The sequence below is a fragment of the Streptomyces sp. NPDC002125 genome, from assembly GCF_053593715.1.
The window spans coordinates 127,118-149,134 of record NZ_JBSFDD010000019.1; the positions used below are offsets into that span (position 1 = coordinate 127,118).

At 69.9% G+C, this 22,017-nt stretch carries 23 protein-coding genes and 2 pseudogenes; 11 read left to right on the top strand and 14 right to left on the bottom strand.

Annotated elements, in window-relative coordinates; translation table 11 throughout:
* The first annotated feature begins 56 nt into the window (after nt 1-56).
* Nucleotides 57-1,172: an MBL fold metallo-hydrolase gene (locus tag ACWCQM_RS28070; protein ID WP_376250057.1), complete on the top strand. Its 1,116-nt coding sequence runs from the start codon at nt 57-59 to the stop codon at nt 1,170-1,172.
* Between the two features lie 55 nt (nt 1,173-1,227).
* On the opposite strand, the gene ACWCQM_RS28075 is transcribed toward ACWCQM_RS28070, so the two are convergent.
* The 4 genes from ACWCQM_RS28075 to ACWCQM_RS28090 form a co-directional block, all read right to left on the bottom strand.
* Nucleotides 1,228-1,995 (bottom strand): SDR family NAD(P)-dependent oxidoreductase, encoded by a 768-nt coding sequence (locus ACWCQM_RS28075; protein WP_351730947.1) that lies wholly within the window; start codon nt 1,993-1,995, stop codon nt 1,228-1,230.
* Between the two features lie 37 nt (nt 1,996-2,032).
* On the bottom strand, nt 2,033-2,551 hold the full coding sequence (locus ACWCQM_RS28080) for a cyclophilin-like fold protein (protein WP_351730950.1): 519 nt from the start codon (nt 2,549-2,551) through the stop codon (nt 2,033-2,035).
* Between the two features lie 67 nt (nt 2,552-2,618).
* A complete protein-coding gene (locus tag ACWCQM_RS28085; protein ID WP_351730953.1) occupies nt 2,619-3,026 on the bottom strand; it encodes a (R)-mandelonitrile lyase in 408 nt (135 codons plus the stop codon).
* Between the two features lie 33 nt (nt 3,027-3,059).
* Nucleotides 3,060-4,076 (bottom strand): zinc-dependent alcohol dehydrogenase family protein, encoded by a 1,017-nt coding sequence (locus tag ACWCQM_RS28090; protein ID WP_450917896.1) that lies wholly within the window; start codon nt 4,074-4,076, stop codon nt 3,060-3,062.
* Between the two features lie 213 nt (nt 4,077-4,289).
* On the opposite strand from ACWCQM_RS28090, the gene ACWCQM_RS28095 reads away from it, so the two are divergent.
* Both ACWCQM_RS28095 and ACWCQM_RS28100 read left to right on the top strand, forming a co-directional pair.
* Nucleotides 4,290-5,180, top strand: coding sequence for a helix-turn-helix transcriptional regulator (locus ACWCQM_RS28095; RefSeq protein ID WP_450917897.1), 891 nt, complete (start codon nt 4,290-4,292; stop codon nt 5,178-5,180).
* Between the two features lie 202 nt (nt 5,181-5,382).
* Nucleotides 5,383-6,300, top strand: a complete 918-nt coding sequence (locus tag ACWCQM_RS28100; RefSeq protein ID WP_351730962.1) for a recombinase family protein — start codon at nt 5,383-5,385, stop codon at nt 6,298-6,300.
* A 71-nt stretch (nt 6,301-6,371) separates the two neighbouring features.
* Here ACWCQM_RS28100 and ACWCQM_RS28105 read toward each other — a convergent pair whose 3' ends face one another.
* On the bottom strand, nt 6,372-6,920 hold the full coding sequence (locus ACWCQM_RS28105) for a Tn3 family transposase (RefSeq protein ID WP_450917898.1): 549 nt from the start codon (nt 6,918-6,920) through the stop codon (nt 6,372-6,374).
* A 20-nt stretch (nt 6,921-6,940) separates the two neighbouring features.
* Nucleotides 6,941-7,147: pseudogene (locus tag ACWCQM_RS28110) on the bottom strand (DUF4158 domain-containing protein); the annotation flags it as partial.
* A 280-nt stretch (nt 7,148-7,427) separates the two neighbouring features.
* Here ACWCQM_RS28110 and ACWCQM_RS28115 point away from each other — a divergent pair.
* Nucleotides 7,428-8,057, top strand: a complete 630-nt coding sequence (locus ACWCQM_RS28115) for a hypothetical protein (protein WP_450917899.1) — start codon at nt 7,428-7,430, stop codon at nt 8,055-8,057.
* A 38-nt stretch (nt 8,058-8,095) separates the two neighbouring features.
* Here the strand turns inward: ACWCQM_RS28115 and ACWCQM_RS28120 are convergent, their stop codons facing one another.
* From ACWCQM_RS28120 to ACWCQM_RS28140, 5 genes and pseudogenes are all read right to left on the bottom strand, one after another.
* Nucleotides 8,096-8,542, bottom strand: coding sequence for a DUF6262 family protein (locus tag ACWCQM_RS28120; RefSeq protein ID WP_450917900.1), 447 nt, complete (start codon nt 8,540-8,542; stop codon nt 8,096-8,098).
* Nucleotides 8,532-10,454: a tyrosine-type recombinase/integrase gene (locus ACWCQM_RS28125; RefSeq protein ID WP_450917901.1), complete on the bottom strand. Its 1,923-nt coding sequence runs from the start codon at nt 10,452-10,454 to the stop codon at nt 8,532-8,534. Before ACWCQM_RS28125 ends, ACWCQM_RS28120 begins: the two co-directional genes overlap by 11 nt.
* A 349-nt stretch (nt 10,455-10,803) precedes the next feature.
* Nucleotides 10,804-11,919, bottom strand: coding sequence for a tyrosine-type recombinase/integrase (locus ACWCQM_RS28130; RefSeq protein ID WP_450917902.1), 1,116 nt, complete (start codon nt 11,917-11,919; stop codon nt 10,804-10,806).
* A 113-nt stretch (nt 11,920-12,032) separates the two neighbouring features.
* A pseudogene (locus ACWCQM_RS28135) lies at nt 12,033-12,194 on the bottom strand (DUF4158 domain-containing protein); the annotation flags it as partial.
* Between the two features lie 62 nt (nt 12,195-12,256).
* Nucleotides 12,257-12,541, bottom strand: a complete 285-nt coding sequence (locus ACWCQM_RS28140; RefSeq protein WP_450917903.1) for a hypothetical protein — start codon at nt 12,539-12,541, stop codon at nt 12,257-12,259.
* 324 nt (nt 12,542-12,865) lie between these two features.
* On the opposite strand from ACWCQM_RS28140, the gene ACWCQM_RS28145 reads away from it, so the two are divergent.
* From ACWCQM_RS28145 to ACWCQM_RS28165, 5 genes are all read left to right on the top strand, one after another.
* Nucleotides 12,866-13,186 carry a hypothetical protein gene (locus ACWCQM_RS28145; RefSeq protein ID WP_450917904.1) on the top strand — a complete coding sequence of 107 codons (321 nt, stop codon included), beginning with the start codon at nt 12,866-12,868 and terminating at the stop codon, nt 13,184-13,186.
* Between the two features lie 415 nt (nt 13,187-13,601).
* Nucleotides 13,602-14,369: an SDR family NAD(P)-dependent oxidoreductase gene (locus tag ACWCQM_RS28150; protein ID WP_450917905.1), complete on the top strand. Its 768-nt coding sequence runs from the start codon at nt 13,602-13,604 to the stop codon at nt 14,367-14,369.
* A 161-nt stretch (nt 14,370-14,530) separates the two neighbouring features.
* Entirely contained in the window at nt 14,531-15,454 is a 924-nt protein-coding gene (locus ACWCQM_RS28155; protein WP_450917906.1) for an RNA polymerase sigma-70 factor, read from the top strand.
* Nucleotides 15,455-15,750: 296 nt separating this feature from the next.
* Nucleotides 15,751-16,605, top strand: a complete 855-nt coding sequence (locus ACWCQM_RS28160) for a hypothetical protein (protein WP_450917907.1) — start codon at nt 15,751-15,753, stop codon at nt 16,603-16,605.
* Nucleotides 16,606-16,936: 331 nt separating this feature from the next.
* Nucleotides 16,937-18,532 carry an ISL3 family transposase gene (locus tag ACWCQM_RS28165; protein ID WP_450917928.1) on the top strand — a complete coding sequence of 532 codons (1,596 nt, stop codon included), beginning with the start codon at nt 16,937-16,939 and terminating at the stop codon, nt 18,530-18,532.
* Nucleotides 18,533-18,562: 30 nt separating this feature from the next.
* Here the strand turns inward: ACWCQM_RS28165 and ACWCQM_RS28170 are convergent, their stop codons facing one another.
* Nucleotides 18,563-19,186, bottom strand: a complete 624-nt coding sequence (locus ACWCQM_RS28170; protein ID WP_450917908.1) for a hypothetical protein — start codon at nt 19,184-19,186, stop codon at nt 18,563-18,565.
* 189 nt (nt 19,187-19,375) lie between these two features.
* On the opposite strand from ACWCQM_RS28170, the gene ACWCQM_RS28175 reads away from it, so the two are divergent.
* Complete coding sequence (locus ACWCQM_RS28175; RefSeq protein WP_450917909.1) at nt 19,376-19,588, top strand: PadR family transcriptional regulator; 213 nt, start codon at nt 19,376-19,378, stop codon at nt 19,586-19,588.
* A gap of 25 nt (nt 19,589-19,613) precedes the next feature.
* Here the strand turns inward: ACWCQM_RS28175 and ACWCQM_RS28180 are convergent, their stop codons facing one another.
* Nucleotides 19,614-20,276: a response regulator gene (locus ACWCQM_RS28180; protein ID WP_450917910.1), complete on the bottom strand. Its 663-nt coding sequence runs from the start codon at nt 20,274-20,276 to the stop codon at nt 19,614-19,616.
* On the bottom strand, nt 20,273-21,400 hold the full coding sequence (locus ACWCQM_RS28185) for a sensor histidine kinase (protein ID WP_450917911.1): 1,128 nt from the start codon (nt 21,398-21,400) through the stop codon (nt 20,273-20,275). Before ACWCQM_RS28185 ends, ACWCQM_RS28180 begins: the two co-directional genes overlap by 4 nt.
* A 229-nt stretch (nt 21,401-21,629) precedes the next feature.
* Here ACWCQM_RS28185 and ACWCQM_RS28190 point away from each other — a divergent pair, with 229 nt between their 5' ends.
* Nucleotides 21,630-21,986, top strand: a complete 357-nt coding sequence (locus ACWCQM_RS28190) for a DUF6223 family protein (RefSeq protein ID WP_450917912.1) — start codon at nt 21,630-21,632, stop codon at nt 21,984-21,986.
* Nucleotides 21,987-22,017 lie beyond the last annotated feature (31 nt).

Below are 22,017 nucleotides of genomic sequence, written 5' to 3' on the forward strand. Positions count from 1 at the left end.
CCAGGCCACCACAACCTGAAGGAACCAACCCCAGCGCCGGAGGCGAGAAGCGGCCGATGACACCCCCCACCCGACAGCACATACGGGCAGCCGTGGCACTGGCCGCCGCCCTCGCCCTCGCCCCGGCCGTCAGGGACCTGCACCGCGCCCTCAGCGCGACCCCGACCGGGGAACGCGCCGAACAGGTCCGCCGCTCCCCGCAGTACCGCGACGGGCAATTTCACAACCGGATCCCCACCCGCACGCTGGAGCCCGGCACCACCCTGGCCTCGACCCGCGCCTGGGCGACGGGCCGCCGCCGGCGCCGCCCCCCGGGCCCGGTCCCCGTCACCACCCCGCCCGCCATCGAGAAGCTGACCCCGGGAGGTCTGCGTATCACCTGGTACGGCCATTCCACCGCCCTGGTGGAGATCGAAAGCGCCCGGATCCTGACCGACCCCGTCTTCAGCGACCGCTGCTCACCCGCCCCACTGCCCGGCCCGAGCCGCCTGCACCCCAGCCCGCTGCCCGTGGCGGAACTGCCGCCCCTGGACGCCGTCGTCATCTCGCACGACCACTACGACCACCTCGACGCACCCACCGTGCGCGCACTCACCCGCCTGCAGAGCGCACCGTTCGTGGTGCCGCTCGGCGTCGGCGCGCACCTTCAACGCTGGAACGTCCCCGCCGCCCGCATCATCGAACTCGACTGGGACCAGAGCGTCACCGTCAACGGCGTACGGCTGACCGCCGCCGAAGCCCGGCACTACTCCGGCCGCGGCCTCACCACCGACAAGACCCTGTGGGCCTCCTGGGTCCTGACGGGCGAGAGGCGGCGCGTCTTCTACAGCGGCGACTCCGGCTACTTCCCCGGCTACGCCGACATCGGAACCGCCCACGGCCCCTTCGACGTCACCCTCATGCAGATCGGCGCCTACGGCGACGCCTGGGCAGACATCCACATGACACCGGAACAAGCCCTCACCGCCCACCACGACGTCCGCGGCGACCTCCTCATCCCGCTGCACTGGGCCACCTTCGACCTCGCCCTGCACCCCTGGGCCGAGCCCGCCGACCGCATCTGGGACGCCACCCGGGCCGCCGGCACACCACTGGCCGTCCCCCGGCCCGGTCAGCGCGTCGACGCCGACGCCCCACCCGAAGTGGACGGCTGGTGGCAGCACCTCGCATGAGACCGGGCCCGCGCCGTCACGAAGCCGTGCCGGCGCTGGACGGGTCCGGGTGGCTCTACTGGGCGGTGTAGCCGCCGTCGACGGGCAGGGCGACGCCGGTGACGTAGCTCGCGCCGTCGCTGCACAGCCACAGCACGGCCTGGGCGATCTCCTCGGCGGTACCCAGCCGGTCGATGGCCTGTCCGGCTTCGGCCTGGTCGCGGTCGAGTTCGCCCTTGGCGGCCATGGCGTCGACCATGGGGGTGGCGATGGTGCCGGGGCAGACGGCGTTGATGCGTACGCCGCGCGAGCCGTATTCGAGGGCGGCGCTCTTGGTCAGGCCGATCACGCCGTGCTTGGTGGCGTGGTAGGCGGCGCGGCCGGGGTTGCCGACGAGACCGCCGAGGGAGGAGCAGTTGACGATCGCTCCTGCTCCCTGGTCGCGCATGTGGCGCAGTTCGTGCTTCATGCTCGCCCAGATGCCGCGCAGGTTGATGTTCTGGACGCGGTCGAACTGCTCGGCGCTCTCGTCGGCGGCGTCTGTGGGCGGCGGCATGATGCCGGCGTTGTTGTACGCCATGTCGAGGCGTCCGAAGGTCTCCACCGTGCGGTCGACGGCCACGGCGACCTGGCCCTCGTCGGACACGTCGCAGACCAGAGCGAGGGCCCGGTGGCCGGCGTCAGTGAGGTCGTTCACCGCCTTGGTGACGGCGTCCTCGTCGATGTCGGCAAGGCCGACGGCCGCGCCGGCTTCGGCGAAGGCGCGGGCGGCGGCGAGGCCCATCCCGGAGGAGGCGCCGGTGACGAAGGCGACCTGGCCGGTGAAGTCGTAGGTGGGGTTCATACCGTTGCTGTCCCGTCGGGAAGTGAGGGTGGGGAGGTCAGGGGGCGGCGTCGATGGTGATGCGCCCGGCTCGGCCGAGCTGGGCGGCGCTCACGTCGAGATGGCCGAGGATGAGCAGATCGGCGGAGGCGGCAGGTCCGTCCCGATAGAAAAGCGCCAGGTTGCCCCAGGGGGCGTAGTAGGCGATGTCACCGGTCGTGGCCGCGGTCGGTTCGGGGGCGCTGGCGGTGTCCAGTTTGCGGGGCAGGTCGGCGACCCGCTCGATGCCGTGGAAGTCCGTGAGGTCTAGGGCGAGCGGCAGCAGCTCGGCGAAGTCGCGCGCGGCACGGCTGTCGTTCAAGGTGGCCCTCACCGGGCGGCCGTCGAGGGTGACGCGGATGTCCATGGCGCTGTTCCTGCCGGTGGTGGTCGACGGGGACGGTGGCGCGGTGGGGGTTGCCGTCCGCTGCCGTCCGGCGGGCTCCGAGACGGAAGCCGTGGTGGCGGCCGGCGTGGCCTCCCGCGGGGCGCCGGAGCAGGCGGCCACGGCCAGCAGCAGAGCAGCCCCGGAAGCCATGCGGACGGGATGGCGAAAGAGTGCGAAGTGCACGGGGAGGACCTCCGGGGCCGTCCTGCGGGCTGGATCAGACGGCCGGAGCGGCGGCGTACTCGTCATCGGTGACGGGAGTCAGCCAGTGCACGACATCGTGGTCGGCATCGCCCTCGTTGATGGCCAGGTGCACCATCAGCCGGTTCGCAGCGGCGCCGTGCCAGTGCTCCTCGCCAGCCTCGAACAGGACGCGGTCACCGGGCCGGATGACCTCCACCGGCCCGCCACGGCGCTGGCACAGGCCGACACCTTCGGTGACGAAGACGGTCTGGCCCAGCGGGTGGCGGTGCCAGTGGGTGCGGGCGCCGGGCATGAAGTGCACCAGGTTCGCGGTGACCCGGGACGGGGCGGGCGCGGCGGCGACGGCATCGATGTAGACATCGCCGGTGAACCAGTCGGCCGGGCCCTTGGCGGTGTCGATCGAGCTGCGGGTGATCTGCACGGGGGTGCTCCTTATACGGGGTGGCGGGAGGGGTCAGGGCTTGAGGAGGGTCTTGATGGCGCGGCGCTCGTCCATCGCCTTGTAGCCCTCGGCGACCTGCTCCAGGGGCAGGGTGAGGTCGAAGACCTTGCCCGGGTCGATGCGGCGGGTCAGGACGCGGTCGATGAGGTCGGGGAGGTAGCGGCGTACGGGGGCGGGCCCGCCGCGCAGGCCGACGTGGGAGAAGAAAAGCTCCTGCCCGTCGACCGCGACGTCGTGGGGGACGCCGACGAAGCCGACGTTCCCGCCGGGGCGGGCCGAGTGCAGCGCCTGGCTCATGGCCTGGGCGGTGCCGACGCACTCCAGCACGCTGTCGGCACCGATGCCGCCGGTCATCTCCTTGATCTGTTCGACACCTTCCTCGCCGCGCTCGGTGACGATGTCGGTGGCACCGAAGGCCAGGGCGAGCTTCTGGCGGGACTCGTGGCGGGACATGGCGATGATGCGCTCCGCGCCCATCTCCTTCGCAGCGATCACGCCGCACAGCCCGACCGCGCCGTCGCCGACGACCACGGCGGTGGAGCCGGGGCGCACCTCGGCGGCGTCCGCGGCCCACCAGCCGGTGCCCATCACGTCGGACACGGCCAGCAGGCCAGGCCAGAACTCCTCGCCCGGCACCTCGTCGGTCGCGACCAGGGTGCCCTGAGCGTTCGGGATGCGGACGTACTCCGCCTGGCAGGTCGACATGAACTCGCGGTTCAGACAGTTCGACGGGAACCCGTTGCGGCAGTTCGCGCAGGTGTTGTCCGAGGTCGCGAACGAGCCGACGACGAACTGTCCGGGCCGGACCGAGGTGACCTCGCTTCCGACCTCCTCGACGAAGCCGACGTACTCGTGTCCCATCGGGTGCGGGTCGCCGATCGGCTCCGCACCTCGGTAGGGCCACAGGTCCGAGCCGCACACGCACGTCACAGCCGTGCGGATGATCGCGTCGGTGGGGTGAAGGATCTTCGGCTCGTCCAGGGTCTCGAAGCGGACGTCGCCGGGGGCGTGGATCACTGCTCCGCGCATGGGAAAGGTTCCTTTACGTGCCGTGGCAGGCGGTCCCCCGGGATCCCGGGGGCCGTCGCGATGTGCTGGGCCGGGTGCCTGCCCGTCGTGACGACGGGCGGAAAGCACCACGTCATCCAGGTAACCCGCTCCCGACGCCCGGAGCGAGGCACCATCGAGAGGTGTACTGCCAGTACATCCCTATGGCCGTGCGCGGGACGTACCGTCGATGGTGTGGACAACCAGGCAGAGGTCCGCGAGTTCCTGACCTCGCGGCGAGCGAAGATCACCCCCGAGCAGGCCGGGCTCCCCGCAGGCACGCGGCGCCGGGTCCCCGGACTGCGCCGCAGCGAGGTCGCGGCCCTGGCCGACGTGAGCGTCGAGTACTACGCCAAGCTGGAGCGCGGCAACCTCGCCGGCGTCTCACCGGCCGTCCTGGAGGCCGTCGCCCGCTCACTGCGGCTCGACGACGCCGAACGCGCCCACCTGCTCCACCTGGCCCAGGCCGCCGACGGCTCCGACGCCCTCGCCCGCCCCCGCCGCCGCGCCACCACACGGCGGTGGAAGCCGCACCCCAGCCTGCAGTGGACCCTGGACGCGGTCACCGAAGGCCCGGCGTTCGTCCGCAACGGCCGCATGGATCTCCTGGCCGTCAACCGGCTCGCCCGCGCCTTCTACGCCGACGTCTACGCCGACCCCCACAACCAGGAGAACCTCGCCCGCTTCACCTTCCTCAGCCCCGACGCCCGCCGCTTCTACCCCGACTGGGACCAGGCCGCCGACATCTCCGTCGCCATCCTGCGCACCGAAGCCGGCCGCAACCCCCACGACAAGGAACTTCACGACCTCGTCGGCGAGCTGTCCACCCGCAGCGACGCCTTCCGCACCCGCTGGGGCGCCCACGACGTCCGTCACCACGGCACCGGCTCCAAGCGCTACCACCACCCGGCCGTCGGCGACCTCACCCTCGCCTACGAAGGGCTGGAGATGGCCGCCGAACCCGGCCTCACCCTCACCATCTACACCGCCGAACCCGCCTCCCCCTCCGAACAGAGCCTGCGTCTGCTCGCCTCCTGGGCCGCCACGCCCCAGCCCCCCGAACCCGCACCACACACCAGCGACTGAGGATTTGCGAGCGAAGGAGGGCGGAGTCATCACGCCGATTCTGTCGCCAAACGATCGTTTGACGACAGGCAGGCGATGCGCCCAATGAACCCGTGAAATCCGGGGGGCCGCGGCGGCTCGAATCCAATCAGATCCGATGGTGATTGCTGACAGGGTTTGACGACAGATAGGGTCCGATCCTCCGTACGGAAGGGGCCCCACGGTGGCGAACCTGGTCTACAAGCGGGTCTCGACCGACCAGCAGTCGACCGCCCGGCAGAACCTCGTCCTGGACGAGGCCGGGATCGAGGACCCGGTCGTCTTCGAAGAGGACCCGGGCACCTCCAGCCGCCTCCACCCCCTTCAGCGGCCGAAGTTCAGCGAGCTGCTCACGTACGCGCGGCCGGGCGACACCGTGCACATCTCCGAGATGTTTCGCCTCGTGCGCGGCACCGGGCACATCCTCGACGTGCTCGACGTCCTCCACCGCGACCAAGTCGCCCTGCGCATCCACGACGGCGCGTTCTCCGCGATGGACCTCACCGCCCGCCACCCTCGCACCGGAGAACTGCTGTCCACCGTGAAGTTCATGGTGCAGACCCTCGCCGCCGCCGGCGAACTCCAGCGCGACCTCCAGCGCGAGCTGACGTACGACGGGCTCCGCGCCGCCGAGGCCAAGGGCAGCAAGGGCGGACGCCGCCCCGCCGTGGCGGCCGCGAAGACCGCCGACGTGCGCACCGCATATCTGGAAGGCCGCTCGATCGCCGCCCTCGCCCGCGACCACCGGGTCAGCCGCGGCGCCATCCGCACCGCCGTCGCCGACCTCCTGCCTGACCACACCGCAATCGAGGAGGACGCCCCCGCACCGGAGCTGCCGGTCACCCTCGACATGCCAGGCAAGGTCGCCGACTACCTCCGCACCACCGAGCTGGAGCCCGCCGAGCGCGCGGCGCTCGACCAGGGGGCGATCGTACGGCGCGGCCAGGGCTACACCCTGCGTGTGACCGCCGTCCCTGCGGTGCACCACCAGCTCCTCGCCCGCTGTCAGCCGCTCGACGGCGCCCAGGGCATCCCAGCGGTACCGGCTCAGCGCAAGGCCCGCCGCGAGTACGAGAACCGGGTCAGCGCACTCACACCCTGACCATGATCGTTCTCAGCGCCAACCGCTGTACCGATGTTCCCCGAGGCCGGTGATGTCCTGGAAGTCCTTCATCATGTCTCTGTACGCGATCGGTCAGCGACGTCCGCCGGAGTGCGGCGGCGAGGCACGGCGGCGAGCCCCAGGTCGAGGTGCTTGTCCATGTCCAGGCGGAAGGTGCCGTACGGGTTGACGTTGGACCAGAACAGCGCGGTCAGGCCGCGCCGGTCCTCGTCGCTCAGCTTCTTCGCCCAGGCCGGTTCGGCCAGAACTTGTTGAACCAGCAGGGTGTTGACGTGGACGAGCGCGGACTGCAGCAGGTGCAGGGCGAGCATCGACGTCTCGGCGTGCTCCTTGTCCGGGCCGGTCAGGGCACCGTCCTTGCCGTAGTGGAGCACGGTGTTCGCGCTGTTCCAGTTCTCCACGACCTGGAGCCCACCGTGGATCTCGCGGCGCAGGCCGGGGCTGGCCAGGTAGTCGCAGGCAAAGATCGTGCGCACGGCCCGGCCGAGTTCTTCGAGTGCCTGGTAGGTCGGGTGCTTGGGGCCACCACGGGTGAAGCGCCGCAGCACCTGCTCGGTCTCCGCCGTCCCGAGCCGGAGCGCGGTCGCATACTTCACCATCTGGTCGTACTGCTGCTCGAGTCCCGCCAGCCCCCGGCCTCCTGGATCTCACCGGCGTGCGTACGGGCCGTACCGTCCCGCTCGCCGTACAGCTTCAGGCACGAGGCGTCCTCGATGTCCAACTGCCCGGCCAGGTACTCCGCCACCTCTGCCGGCACCTGCCGCGGGTCCACCATGAACCTGCCCAGGAACCGCACGCTCGTCAACTGGACCGCGAACCTTATCTTCAGCCGCAGAACTGGACGTGGCTCTGACCTGGGTCGTTGCGTGTTGGGTGGTGTCGGTGACGGAGCGGGTCAGCAGGGGCCGACAGCCGTTGTTAACCGGTCGCCAGCGCTGCGCTTTCACCCGAAGAGATGACGGCGGTGGCCCGCAACTGTCTGATGGTTGCGGAGGAAGTGAGCGGCGTTCATGGCGGGCCGACTGGTCTGAGTGCGGGCGGAACCGACCGCCCCCCCTCACCGTTATGTGTGATGCAGCACACAAGATGCGGGAAGGGAGAAGCGAATGGGTGAACTGCTTCGGATCGCGGCGACAGTCGGGTCTTGTATCGCAGCTTTTGCGGCTTTGACCGTGACTCTTCTCGTCTGGCGCAAGTCACGCCTGACCGCCCGGTTTGAGATCGTTCGCAGTCTTCATGCGGAACTCATCAGCGACTCGGCGGCCAAAGACAGGCACACCTTGGGATCGCTGCACTGGCAGAACCGCGCGATCAATCCTGATGGTGTAGAGCGCGGCGAGGTCATGTCTGCGTACTTCGCAATGCTGTGGCGCTTCGAGCGGCTGCATACCGGCCGGAAGGTACTCCTTGAGGAGGCAGACGACCGCCGGGACGTCGCCCTCAAGATGTTGGACGAGCAGGTGTACACGCATGTAGCCGAATACGTGTGCACTTTCCCCGTAATCAAGGACAAATTGGTCAAATCAAACGAGGATGACCCAGTATTTGACGGCGCCTACCTCAAGACCTTCGATCAGCTCCGCAAGTCCCTGGCGGCCAGCTTCGATGACCCGGAAAGGAAGGCACGTCTCGGGGCGCACACCAATAACACCGAGAAGTGCCACTGCAAGTGCCACGAAGTGCCGGCGAAGCCGCCGCTCCCAGCGCAGCGTCCCTTTTCCGGAGCGTCGGCGTAGGCATTGCCCGGCCGACTCTTCTCCGCCAGCAGACCGGTTCAGTAGGTGGTAGGCGTCCTCGCCGACCCGTGGCCGGTGGTGCTGGTTCCAGCTGAAGATGTGACAGCGGCGGCCCGCTGCTGGCCGAGTGCGCGGGCGAGTTGCTCCCTTAGTTCGCGTACTTCGGCCTCCAACTGGCGGTTTCGGGCCGTCGCGACCTCCAGCCGCCGCAGCAGGGAGGCTTCCGACGCGCGCTGCTGGTCGGGGACTTGTGGTGCCGAGGATGCTGGCCTGTGTCGCTCGCGCAGGCGGTTGATCTCGGCCCGCAGGTCGGGCTGGGTGTAGAGCCAGGACCGCGAGACGCCGGCCTCGCGGGCGACGGCGTCGAAGGAGACAGGCTGTCCGGCGGCGTCCATGCGCCGCAGAGCGGCGATAGCCCGTTCCCTCGTTGCCGCGGCCCGCTCGCGGGCCGCGGCAACGAGGTGAGGGGAGTTGTCAGCCCGCATCGGCGGCCTCCTGCGGCCCGTCGACTTCGAGTTCGGTGATCATTCGGTCGAGGTTGGCCACGACCTGCTCGTTCATCTCGGCCTCCCGCTGGTGGCTGCAGCCCTTGGCGTTGTCGATGAGCGTCAGCGTCCGCCGGTGCTGGGCCTTGAGCTCGGGCAGGAACTCCGGGCCAGTGAGGAAGACCGGGCAGGTCAGGCAGGCGTTGGCGTGCGGGCAGCTCTTCTGGACGGGGAGCCCGCAGTAGCCGTTGGGGAGGGTCTGGGTGGCGAGGCCGTAGCGGGTTTTGGCCCACTCGGCTTGGGCCAGCGGTCCCTCGGGGTCGAGGGTGACGCGCTCGCCCCGGATGTTGACTTTGGTGGCGGCTTCCCAGCGGCGCCGGACGGTCTGGTCGGTGATTCGCGCGTAGTGGGCCGTCATCTGGTGGGAGTCGTGGTCGAAGAGGACGCGGACGACTTCCTGCGGGACGTCGCGGTTGATCAGCCTGGTGGCGAAGGTGTGCTGCCACTGGTGCGGAGTGAGGTGGACCGGCTGTTCGTTCTCGTCGCGGATGTCGCACTGGGCGAGCCAGCGCTTGAGCATCTGCCGGTAGGTGTCCGGGGAGAAGTGCCGGGTGCCGTCGGCGTTGCCCTTCAGCCGGGGGAAGAGGTGCGGATTGCCGTCCGGCCAGCGTTGAAGGACTCGCTGCTGCTGGGCCCGGACTTCGGCCTCGATCTCCTCGTCGATGGGGACGGCGGCCTCCCGGCTCATTTTGTTGTTGAAGTAGCACAGGTAGGAGGCGCCCTGGCCGTCGTGGAGCAGGCAGTCGAACTGGATGGTGCAGGCGTCGGAGACCCGCAGGCCGCAGCGGATCAGGATGAGCGTGATCAGCCGGGCTGCGGGATCGGTCCACCGGTCAAGGTTCGCCGACTGTTCGACCTGGGTCATGATGTGCTCGGCGAGGTGGCGGGCGAGCCGGGTGCGGCGCCGCGGGCAGTCGCCGGTGAAGAACGCGGCGCTGGTCGGCAGGGAGTTGTCCCAGCCGTGCTGGCGGATGGCCTGGAAGAACAGGTGCAGGCCGTTGACGCGGCTTTCGTTTGAGCTGAGCCCGCCGGGGAGGTCGGTCAGCCAGGTCAGGTAGCGCTCCAGGAGGGCCCTGTCGACGTCGCCCAGGCCGCGGACGACGGTGGGGCCAACGGCGTCGAGGAACTCGCTGAAGCGGGTCAGGGCCTGCATGTAGCCGGTGACCGTGCTGACGTTCAGGCCGGACGACAGCCGCAACCGGATCCACCGCTTCGCCAACACCCGCAGCCAGGGCTGGGTGATGCGGTCGAACCGCAGCTCGCTGCGGGGACGGGGTCGGCTGGCGCTGCGGTTGAGCCCGGTCAGCTTCCCCAGCCGCCACACGTCCCGGGCGTACTCGACCTCCCAGCCGGTGCCGTCGCGCAGGGTCTCGACCGCGTCCCGGGCGTAGAGCAGGAACACCGCGACCCGTTTGTCGTAGCCGCCGGATCCGCGGCGCTGGTAGGGGTCGGCGACCCGCTGCCACCGCTCGGCGGAGTAGTCCAGCAGGGACGCGACGTTCTCCTCGCGGGCCCAGCGGATGGCGGCGGCGATCATGCGGGCCGGGGCGGTGACGGTCTGCTCGTCGCGGCGGGTCTGGACGGCGTACTGGAACTCCAGCCTGAGCTGCGGTGCCAGGCCGCGGAAGTCCACTCGGGGCAGGCCGAAGGACTGGCACTCGACGATGAAGTCCTCGACCGGCGGGGCACCGTCCTGGCGCCAGCGAACGTGGTGGCTCTTGCAGAACGCGTTCGCCGCGTTCTCCACCCACAGGGTGCAGTTGGGTAAAGCGCACTCGGTGCGGTCGGTGCCTGGCAGCGGCGGCGCGGAGGCCGCCCAGGCGGCGGGATCGGTGCTTCGGAGCGAGACCACTTGTCGCGGTGCCGCGAGCACAAGCCCTTGCCGGCGGCGCCGAAGCGGCAGCCCGGAACGGTGCAGTGCGTGAGCTCGCCCAGGCCCCGGAGCGGAGGACCAGGATCGGCGAGGAACACCACGAGGTCAGGGCGTCCGTCCCGGCGCCAGCGCTGGGCATGGCCGGTGCACATGCCCTGCTCGTGCGCGGCGCGGTTGCAGCCCACCACCGGGCAGCGCTTCCAGCCCAACACCGGGTCGTCGGCGTCGGGGACCAGAACATCGACGCGGAACTCCGGACGGACGGCGGCCAGCAGTTTCTCCAGCAGCCCGGCCCGGCCGAGCGGGCCCGTGGGCATGGGTGTGACGGTCACAGCCGCACCTCCCGGCCTGTGAACCAGCCCGCTGCCTCCAGCGTCCGGCGGGCGTCTTCGACGGTGAGGTGCCCGTACGTATCCATTGTGGTGGTGATCGAAGCGCGTCCGAGGAGTTCCTTCACGCTCTCCATGCCGGCGCCCTTGCGCAGCAGCCAGGTCGCGTAGGTGTGCCGGAACTGGTGCGGCTCGAAGTCGATGCGGGTGCGGGGGCGCAGCCGTTCCACCAAGTCATAGACCGCGGAGTAGGTGAGCGGGCGGCCGTGCGGGCGGCCCCAGAGGTTGACGAACACGTAGTCCGAGTCGAGGACGCCGTACTCGCGGTTGAGGTAGTCGGCATACAGCCGCATCAGCTCCGCGCTGGCCGGGACCTCCCGTGAGCGGCCCGCCTTCGCCCGCGCCCGATTCGCGTTCGGCCGCGGGATAACGCTCACCTGCCGCTCGGCGAGCGCGATGTCCTCGTGCCGCAGGCCCAGGGCCTCGCCGATCCGTAGCCCCGTGTCCAGCAGCAGCGCGAACAGCAGCCGGTCCCGCAGATGCTCGCACCCATCCAACACCGCCTGGGCGTCCCCAGCGGACAGCACGACCGGTCGCCGACGCGGCTGACGCAGCCGGATCGTGCGGGTCTTTTGCGGACGGCCCTTGGCGATGTGCTCCAGGAACGGCTTGTAGGAACTGCCGCGACCACGGCGACCGGCGGGCTGCATCGTCACCATCAGGTCGCCGAGAGGCACCCCGTGGCGGGCGTGGAACTCGCAGAACGACGACAGGGCGGCGAGCTTGCGGTTCACGCTGGACTCCGCGCAGTGGTGGTCCGCCGTGGGCAGCACCGCGACCTTCCCGTCCCGGGCCTGCGGCGGCAGCCGCAGCCAGCCCACGAACCCGGCGACGTCCTCCAGCGTCACCGACCGCCAGTCCAGCCCGCGGCCGGCCAGGTAGACGAACCAGTCCTTCAGATCGTGGGCGTACGCCTTGACCGTGTTCGGTGACTTCTCGCCCCAGGCCAGGTAGGCCAGGTACCGCTCGATCGGCGCGACCGGCACATGGTCGTCTCCGAGCACGGTCCACGACTCGGTCTCCGAGTCCGGCATCAGCACGCGCTGTACCCGCATGGAACCTCCCGTTCATCCGTGGTGGATGACGGAAGGTAATCCCATCCAGGACGGGACGAAGGGGCCTTCACCCGTACGTGCTGGACGTGATGGACACAGCCTCACGGACTCCAGATAACGAACCCAAGCCGGTTGTGCGCACGCCGCTTGGCCTGCACCGCCTCCCGGTCCGCGTCGTCCAGGAAGAAGTACCGCTCCAGCTCCGCTCGCGAGGGCACCTCGTAGAACGACCCGTACCGGGCCGCCTGCTCATCCGTCAGGAACTCGACCGCCACAACAGCTCTCCGAAGATCGACAACAACGACCCACGAAGGCTCCGACGCTCAATCATCCCAGGTCAAAGCACCAACCAGCCCGGCGAACCCTTAGCGCACGATCTGACACGGATGTTCCTCAGGCCCCGGATCCAGCTGGTGACCGTGCGTGGGGACGGCGGGCGGGCTGCTGGTGCGGTCGGGGATGTGCGGAACGGCTGGAGGTGGGCGCGGACGGCTCCGTAGCCGCCGGTGTAGCCGTGCGTCTTGATCTCTTCCCAGAGGGTCCAGGCGTTCGTGCAGCCTTCGGCCCATCGCTCGTGCAGGTAGGGCTTGAAGTCGTCGAGCTTGGTGGGCGGTTCTGCCACTGCCCCTGGAACAGGTCTTCCGGCCTGGCGGCGTCGGCCAGCCGTTGGACGGTTCGGTAGGTCATGCCGAGCTGGCGCTGGATCGAGCGTCGGCTGTGGCCGGCAGTCAGCAGCGCGTGGACGGTGGAGTGCTTGGCCCGGGTGCGATCGGCGAAACGGTGCCCGGTCGGCCATGGCGACCCGCTCTCGGTCGGGGCGGGCGTCTTCTCCGGCACCGACTCTGCGAAGGTCGCACGCAGGCACGGGCGGTGGTGGGAGACACACCGCTCGGCCGCTTCGCCGAGGTTGCGCCACAGGTGGAACCGGTCGGCGACCTGGACCGCAGTGGGCGCCCCGATCCTGGCCCCTTCGGAAGAACGGAGCACGGTCACGGCAGACGACCTCGATCCCCGGGCGTTCGGCCAGCCAGGCCACGACAGTGCCCGCCTCACGATCCGGCAGCAGGTCAATCGGCCTGCGAGTCTCGCCGTCGACCAGTACAGTCCCGTCGACACGGCCCTTGCGCATCGCGTACTCGTCGACACCGACCACCCGCAGGACCTGTGGCTGGGGTTCCGGGAGGGCGTCGACCAGCCGCAGGACCGTATTCCGGCTGATCCTCGCCCCGAAGACGTCGGCCAGCCTGGCACCGGCACGGCCGGCTGATGCGAGGCCGACCTCGGCCAGGACTGACCGCATGCGTTCGGTCCGCTGGCTGTATCGCCGGGTCAGGCCCACGACCTGCTCGACGAACGTCCGTCGCCCGCGGGAGACGTCCTCGCACGTGAAGCGCCGGACACGAAGCCGCAGCACCACCCGCCGTCCCGCGACAGTTGTCACCAAGGCAGGCCTGCTGTCACCGCCCCTTCCGGACAGAGCGCCGACCGTGAAGCGGTCACACCGGTTAGTTGCACCGCTTTGCGAACCCCGAAAACGCGTAGACCTCCCTGCCCGACCTCGGCTGGACCATCTCCTTGGAAGAGTTCCTTGTGTCTGCATGTCAGAGACGGCCGGGCTGTCTCGTCTCAGGCTGTGAAGGCAAGTTCCGACGGGAACCCGCCTCGACGACGAGGAGCAGATCATGGGCGAGGAGAGTACGCAGCGGAAGGTCGCGCTGGTGACAGGGGCGAACAAGGGGATCGGTCGTGGCGTTGCCGAGCAGCTCGCCGCGCTGGGCATGACGGTCGTGATCGGGGCCAGAGACCCACTGCGCGGCGAGGAGGCCGCTGCGGCGGTGCGCGCGGCCGGCGGCGACGCGCACGCGGTCACCTTGGACGTCACCGACCGGGCCACCGTCCAAGAGGCCGCGAGGCAGGTCGAGGAGCGCTTCGGCCGGCTCGACGTACTGATCAACAACGCCGGCATCACCGGCTCCGGACAGGTGTCGCCCGAAGACGCCCACGACCAGGTCCCCAGCTCCGTCGACCTGGACATGGTCCGGGCGGTGTTCGACACCAACGTCCTCGGGGTGATCGCGGTGACCAACGCCATGCTGCCGCTGTTGCGGCGGTCACCGGCGCCACGCGTCGTCAACGTGAGCAGTCACGCCGCGTCGCTGACGCTCACCAGCGATCCGGACGGCCCCTTCGCGGCACTGCTGCCGTCGGCCGCGTACGCGCCGTCCAAGACCGCCCTGACCGCTCTGACCGTGCAGTACGCCAAGGAGCTGCGGAAGGACGGCATCCTGGTCAACGCGGTCGCCCCCGGCTTCGTCGCCACGGACAGCAACAACCACACCGGGTTCCTCACGGTCGCGCAGGGCGCCACGGTCGTGGTGCGCCTGGCCACGCTCGGTGCGGACGGACCGACTGCCGGATTCTTCGGTGAGGAGGGCCCGCTGCCCTGGTGACGGCGGCCCTGGACGACTGCGTCGTACCGGCCGGCGACATGGCTCGGCCCTGATGCCGGTCGGACGACAGGCAGTGGCAATCAACCGCCGGAGGTCACGGCTCCTCCAGACAGGAGCCCTGCGGTCCCTCATGGCAGCGTGGATTCAAGGAGGATCCGGCAATGACGAAGACCGAAGCGTTCCAGGAACTGCGGCCGCTGCTGTTCTCGATCGCCTACCGGATCCTGGGCAGTGTGAGCGAGGCGGAGGACGCGGTCCAGGAGACATGGCTGCGCTACCAGGCCACCTCCACTCGGCCCGGGTCGGCCAAGGCGTTCCTGTCGAGCGTGGTCACCCGCATCTCGATCGACGTGCTGCGCTCGGCCCGCGTCCGGCGGGAGGAGTACGTCGGGCCGTGGCTCCCCGAACCGCTGCTGACCGACCCGTACGAGGATCCGGCGCGGTCGGCGGAGCTGGCGGACTCGCTGTCGATGGTGGCTCTGCTCCTGCTGGAGCAGCTCACCCCGCTCGAGCGCGCGGTCTTCGTGCTGAGGGAGGTGTTCGCCTTCGGCTTCGCGGATATCGCGTCGGCCGTGGGACGGTCGGAGGCCGCGTGCCACCAGCTCGCGGTGCGGGCACGCCGGCACATGGAAGCGGGCCGGGTCCGGTTCAAGGCCGACCGGAAGGAACGCGAGGAACTCGCCGAACGGTTCTTCGACGCCTTCCGGGAAGGAAACGTCGACGGGCTGGCCGGGCTGCTGGCCGCCGACGTCCAGATGATCGGCGACAGCGGCGGCAAGGCCCCGCAGTTCAAGCCCGTCGTCCTTGGCGCCGAGAACGTGCTCCGGGCGCTGGCGACGTTCGCCCCTCTGGTGATCAGCAGCGGTGGCCTTGTGGAGCCGTGCCAGGTGAACGGCCAGCCGGGCTCGGTCTTCCGCGACCGGAACGGCCAGGTCCTCAGCACCTGGGCGCTCGACGTGCTCGACGGGCAGATCCAGACGATCCGCACGGTGAACAACCCCGACAAGCTCGGGCACGTCGGTCCTGTGGCGGACGCCTGGGAGGCCCTCCGCGAGGCGCACCGGGCACACCGGCCCACAGGCTGACCGCAGAGCCGGCCGCCCTCCAGGGCCTGGGATGCCGGGCCCCGGGCGCGAAGCAACAGAACAGCAGGTGATCCGTTCTGTCCGGGCTGAATAACAGCAAGAAGCGGGACTTCCATGCGACAGCTGCCGGTCTGTCCCGGGGAGCGGAGTGGGGCGCATTGAACGTACCGAACCGGGACGTTGCGAATCGGTTCGACACGGACCGAAACGAGAGCCGCAGCAGAAGGGGAGTGGTTCATCCTCCTGCTTCTTGCTGTTATATCGAATTCCCGGGGCTCGATCCGTACGCTGAAGCCATGCCGCAGCCCAGCCGCTCCCTCCCGGCCGACACCTCCGGCGCGATCAGCCGCTTCCTCGACGCGCTCGAAGCCCGTGGGTACGTGTACGAGACCCGGCGGCTGCGCGCGCACTTCCTCAACGAGTACCTGGACTACGTGCTGGGCGAGGAGCAGGCCACCGCGCTCCCCGTCGACGAGCTCATGGACCTCACCCGCGCCGAGTCCTGGATCGCGGCGGCGGCCGCCGGCCGGACCCGCAGACGTAACACCCTCACCGGACCCGACGCCGTCGCCGCCGGCAACAGCCAGCGCGTCCGCATTCAGACGTGGAACTCGTTCGCCGAATACCTCGGCCTACCCGTGCGCCTGGAAACGCCTCCTGCCGTACACGGCGACTGGCTGGAACCCGAGGAGTCCCACAAGCTGCTGCGCACCCTCGCGGTGAAGCGCCCAGCCGGCTCCAACGCGGCCACAGCGATCCGCACCGCCGCGGTGGCCGCGCTCGTCGCCGCCACCGGCCGCTCCGTACCCGACCTCCACCGCCTGGACGTCGCACACGTCGACCTGGAGCACCGCCCGTTCCCCCAGGTACTGCTGGACACCGGGCCACACCCCCTCGACAAGGACACCGCCGGCATCCTGCGCCGCTGGCTCGACGTCCGCGCCGGCATCACCCAGCAGCTCGAAGGCAGCGACCCCGGCTACCTCTGGATCCCCACGAAACCCGGCCGCCCCCGCGGCGGCGAGGAACCCCCCAAGCCCGGACTGACCCGGGCCGCCGTCCGCACCCTGCACTCCGCCCACCGCAACCTCGTCCTCCAGGTCTTCGGCGCGCCGCTGCGTCCTGGGGCACTGCTGCTGTCCCGCCCGTGACGGAACGCCTCAGGGAGCTCGCGGAACGTCGGAACGAGAACCGACGCCGATCGCTGCCCGGCCTTCGGCTGGGTGGATCCGTACGGCGACACGCTGTTCGGCGAACAGGAAGCTCGATTCGCTGGCTTTGTTCACGAGAACCGGGTTCTGGCACAGATCTTTGGGAGCCGTCGCGCAGCGTTACCCCGATGTTCGATTACAACCGAAAATTGGTTCTGGTCCAACTTCTGTGGTCTGCCTACTCACTGTGATCGTTGGCCTTGCTGATAGGTCTCGCGAGATCGTCTAGAAACTGCCGGTGCCGATCGCGTTCGGCCTGATGGTTCTGACTGTGCGCGAGGTACTGCTCAAGCTGGAAGAGCTGCTCTTCCTGGCGGATCCGGGGGTTAGGGTGGAGTCGGTTGAGGACGATGGCGAGGTAATCCGAGTCGGTGCCAGATGCCGGACGGCCGGGGCTCGGTGCCCAGGCTGCGGAAGCTGGTCGAGGCGGGTGCACGGCTCTTACCTGCGGTTTCCCGCTGACCTGCCTGTGGCAGGACGGCGGGTGGTTCTGCGGCTTCGTGTCCGGCGCTTCACGTGCAAAGACATCTCCTGCGGACGGCGGACCTTCGTCGAGCAGGTTGCCGGCCTGACCCGGCGGTACAGCCAGAGGACCGATCGAATGCGGTCGCTATTGGCTGAGGTCGGCCTCGCGCTGGCCGGTCGCGCCGGTGCCAGGCTGGCCGATGTCTTCGGGGCGAGGGTCAGCCGGAACACGGTCCTGCGGCTGGTCAACGCCCTCCCGGAGCCCCAGCCACAGGTCCCGCGTGTGGTCGGCGTCGACGAATACGCGATGCGCAAGGGCCGCATCTACGGGACCGTGCTGGTCGACGTCGAGACCCGCAGACCGGTGGACCTCCTGCCGGATCGCGAGGCAGGCACTGTCGCGGCCTGGCTGGCCGAGCACCCGAGCATTGAGGTCGTCTGCCGCGACCGCGCGCCGTACTTCGCCGAGGGTGCCAGGATCGGGGCACCCACCGCGGTACAGGTCGCCGACCGATTCCACCTCTGGCGCAACCTCGGCGAAGCGGCCGAGCGGTGCGTCTCCCTCCACCGTCCGTGCCTCCGTGCGACCTCCGCCGAGCCGGCGCCGGAGAAGACTCCGGCTCCGGAACGGGCCGAGAACGGGTCGCCATGGCCCACCGGACACCGATTCGCCGACCGCACCCGCGCCAAGCACGCCACCGTCCACGCGCTGCTGGCCGCCGGCCACAGCCGACGCTCGATCCAACGACAGCTCGGCATGACCTACCGCACCGTCCAACGGCTGGCCGACGCCGCCAGGCCGGAAGACCTGTTCCACGGACAGTGGCAGAACCGCAGGACAAAGCTCGACGACTTCAAGCCCTTCCTGCACGGGCGATGGGCCGAGGGCTGCACGAACGCCTGGACCCTCTGGGAAGAGATCAAGACGCACGGCTACACCGGCGGCTACGGCGGCGTCCGCGCCCACCTCCAGCCGTTCCGCACATCCCCGACCGCACCTGCGGCCCGTCCGCCGTCCCCACGCACGGTCACCGCCTGGATCCTGACTCACCCCGACACCCTGCCGGAGAGCGAGCGTCTGAAGCTCAAATCCGTTCTCGCCGGCTGCCCCGAACTCGATGCCCTCACCGGGCACGTCCGCGCGTTCGGGAAGATACTCACCCAACTCCAGGGCGACCAGCTCCCGCAATGGATCAAAGAGGTTCGCGCCGACGACCTGCCCAGCCTTCACACCTTCGTCAACGGCCTCGAACGGGATCTCGCCGCTGTCACCGCCGGCCTGACACTGCCGTGGAGCTCCGGCATCGTCGAAGGACACGTAAACCGGATCAAAATGATCAAACGCCAGATGTACGGCCGGGCCAGCTTCAGCCTGCTGCGGAAGCGAGTCCTCCTTGCCTGACCGCGACTCTGTCACGACGAACGAGTCCGCTCAGCTGATCGCAAACGGCGCGGGATCCAGGCCCAGCTTTCTCCGGCATGAGTCGACGGCCCGCGCGACCCAGACGGTCACTGCGTCGCGATCTGCCGCGATCGCGTGAAGCTCACGCACCTTCTCCTGGGCTTCGACCATCCACGGGGCCAGCGCGTCCTCTCGAAGGACTCGCTCGAAGTGATCGCGGGCCTTGTCCGGGTCCCCGGCCAGAGCGGCTGCGATCCCGGAGTCGAAGCTGTCCCAGAAGAATCCCCACCGCACGGGCCTGGACGTCAGGTACCGGGCGACGTCCGGCAAAGCCGGGAACTTCGCCCTCAGCGCGGCCACGTTCGCAGCCGCCTGCCGACTGAGTTCGAGTGCCAGCGGTGTGAACTGGTCCTCCGTGCGAAACAGTTCGGAGCCGACCCGGACTGCGTCTACATGGAAGGCCACGTGGTCCACGTCGTGCCACAGCCACATCGCGCCGACGTACAGACCGCTGCCGGCAACCCGCGGCGGGGTGAATTCCACAACCCCGAGCCACCACCCGTGATCATCAATCCACAGCCGCGACCGCCCGCGCTGGGCCAGGCCGAGCGGCTTCAGGGACTCCCGCGCCGCCGAGGTGATGATCCGGAGCACCGGACTGCGATCTGCCATGCCCGGCATTATCGACTGTCCCACCGAAACTCCGTCGGTCGTGGTGGCACATCACCATCGCAGAGCTGTTCAACAACACTGAGCGTCACCGCTCCACAAAAGTTGGACCAGAACCGGTTCTCGTGAACAAAGCCAATTCGCCCGTCAAGAAGTCACCACCCTGACACGGGGGTGCACCGACGACCAGCAGAAGGCGGCCCTGGTCGACCCTGCCGCTACCGGATCAGCCCCGGCACCCTGGACCCGACGCTGCACCGGCTGGAGGTCGACGGCCGCGCCCGGCGCGTCTACTGGGCGACCGAGGCTGGGAAGAAGGCTCTGGCCGAGGACCGTCGGGCACTCCGGGAGCCGGCCCGCGAGGTGCCGGGCGACGAGGTGCCGTAGCGCCTGGCCGGTCAGCGGCGCGGGGTCAGGTGGTGCGCGGGGTCACCAGGCCGGATTCGTAGGCGAGGACCACGAGCTGGGCGCGGTCCCGGGCGTGGAGCTTGGTCATGGCCCGGTTGATGTGGGTCTTGGCGGTCAGCGGAGTGATGACCATGCGGGAGGCGATCTCGTCGTTGGACAGGCCCTGTGCGGTGAGGGCGACCGCCTCGCGTTCACGACCGGTCAGCTCTTCCAGGCCGCCGCCGGCGCGGATGGGGCATGACTGGGTGACGTACCGGTCGATGAGTTTGCGAGTGATCGCGGGCGCGAGCAGGGCATCACCGCGGGCGGCGACGCGTACGGCGTGCAGGAAGTCCTCCGGGACGATGTCCTTGACGAGGAACCCTGCGGCACCGGCGCGCAGCGCCTCGAAGACGTACTCGTCCATGCCGTAGTTGGTGAGCATGACGACGTGTACGCCGGCCAGGGCCGGGTCTGCGGCGATGCGCCGGGTTGCTTCGATGCCGTCCATGACGGGCATCTGGATGTCGATGAGGGCGACGTCGGGCACATGCTTCCTGACGAACGCCAGGCCCTCTTCTCCGTCGGCGGCCTCGGCCACCACCTCGATGTCGTCCTCCAGGTTGAGCAGCGCGCGGAAGCCGCTGCGCAGGAGCGGCTGGTCGTCGACCAGCAGGACCCGGATCACGACGCTCCGCCCAAGGGGAGTTCGGCCTGGACGGTGAAGCCACCCCTGCTGCGCGGCTCTGTGCGCAGGCTGCCGCCCAGGGCGGTGACGCGTTCGTGCATGCCGAGCAGCCCGAGGCCAGGCGCCGGCGCGGTGTCCGGCGTGGCCTTTCCGTCGTCGTCGACGCGGATGGCGAGGGCGCCCGGCCGGTGGTCGATCAGGACCGAGGCGGTGGTGGCGGCGGCGTGCCGGGAGACGTTGGTGAGCGACTCCTGAACGATCCGGTAAGCGGTGCGGCCCACCGCAGCCGGCACAGCGTACGGATGCCCTTCGACTCTCAGCGCCGTCTCCAGGCCGGTCGTCCGGAACCGTTTCACCAGGTCCGGTATGTGGTCGAGTCCGTGCGGCGGGGTGATGTCGTCGTCGCGCAGCGCCTCCAGGGTCGCGCGCAGCTCCCGGCTCGCCTCCCGGCCCGCTTCCTGGATCGCCAGCAGGGCCTCCGACACCTGCTCACCCCGCCTCCGGGCCACGTGGACGGCGACCTCGGACTGCACCTTGATGACCGAGATCTGGTGGGTGAGCGAGTCGTGCAGCTCCCGCGCGATGCGCAGCCGCTCCTCGTCGGCCCGGCGCCTGGCGGTCTCCTCGCGGGTACGTTCGGCTTCGTCCGCCCGCCGTTCGGCCTGCCGTACGGCCTCCCCCGCCGCGAAGGCGGCGATCAGCCAGGCGATCTCCAGGGTGGTCCGGGCCTGTGTCACGACCTCGCGCGCAGGACCGCCCGGGAAAGCCAGGGAGGTGAGGAGGAGTGCGGCCAGCAGGCCCGTGGACGCGGTCAGGGTGATGGCGCGGTGCCCGGCCCGTACAGCGCTGTAGACCGCGACCAAGTAGGAGACGGCGAGCACCTCGAACCCGGCCGCCTGGTAACCCACTGCGGACAGCCCGGCGACGGCCAGCACCACGAGCGGTGCCCGGCGGCGCGCGGCCAGCGCCAGCGCGCCGACCGCCAACAGCGTTAGGCCGAGCACCTCGCGGTCCCCGGACGGGTGGGGCCCGGACAGCCCGGTGCCCAGTAGAAGTGCCGCCACCCCCACAGTGATCGACCAGTCGCTGACCTTGGCCGGAACAGTGAACCGCCCCTTGTTCATGGGGGCACCGTAGCCGGACGCGGCAGCGGGCGAGTCCGGCTCACGGACGAGCGGCCGACTACTGCGGGCGCGGTATTCGTGTGCCGCCTGCCGTATCCGCAGTACCCGGCTGCCGCACGTGCGGCAGGGGAAAGTGCCTGCGCCTGCGGGACGACCGGCAGGGGGGACGGGGCGCATTCTCAAGGTGCGTCACAGCTCGGATTCAGCGACGGAGAAGGAGGAGAGCGGTATGAGTGCTTCGGCAGTACTGATAGCGGCGGCCGAGGGCGGGATCATCGGCGACGGACGGACGGGGGCCAACCTGGCCCTCGGGGTAGGGCTGCTCGGCGTGGTGATCGGCTGGCTGGCCCTGGCCCGCGCCGGCAACCGGACCGGCAACGCGCGCACCGGCGGTAGGTCGGCTGTCGCGGTAGGGGCGGTCGGCACGGTCCTCGCGGTGCTGCACCTGGCCACTTCCAGCGGGGGCCCCGGTACCGGAAACGGGCTCGTCGGCGCCGTCGCGGCCGTCCCGCTGGGGCTGGGCGGCGTGTTCCTCGGCCGCCGGGCGCTGACCCGTTTCCGCCGCGCCGGCCAGCCCGTCGGATGACCGGCTGACCGCCGGGTCATGGCGTGCGGGC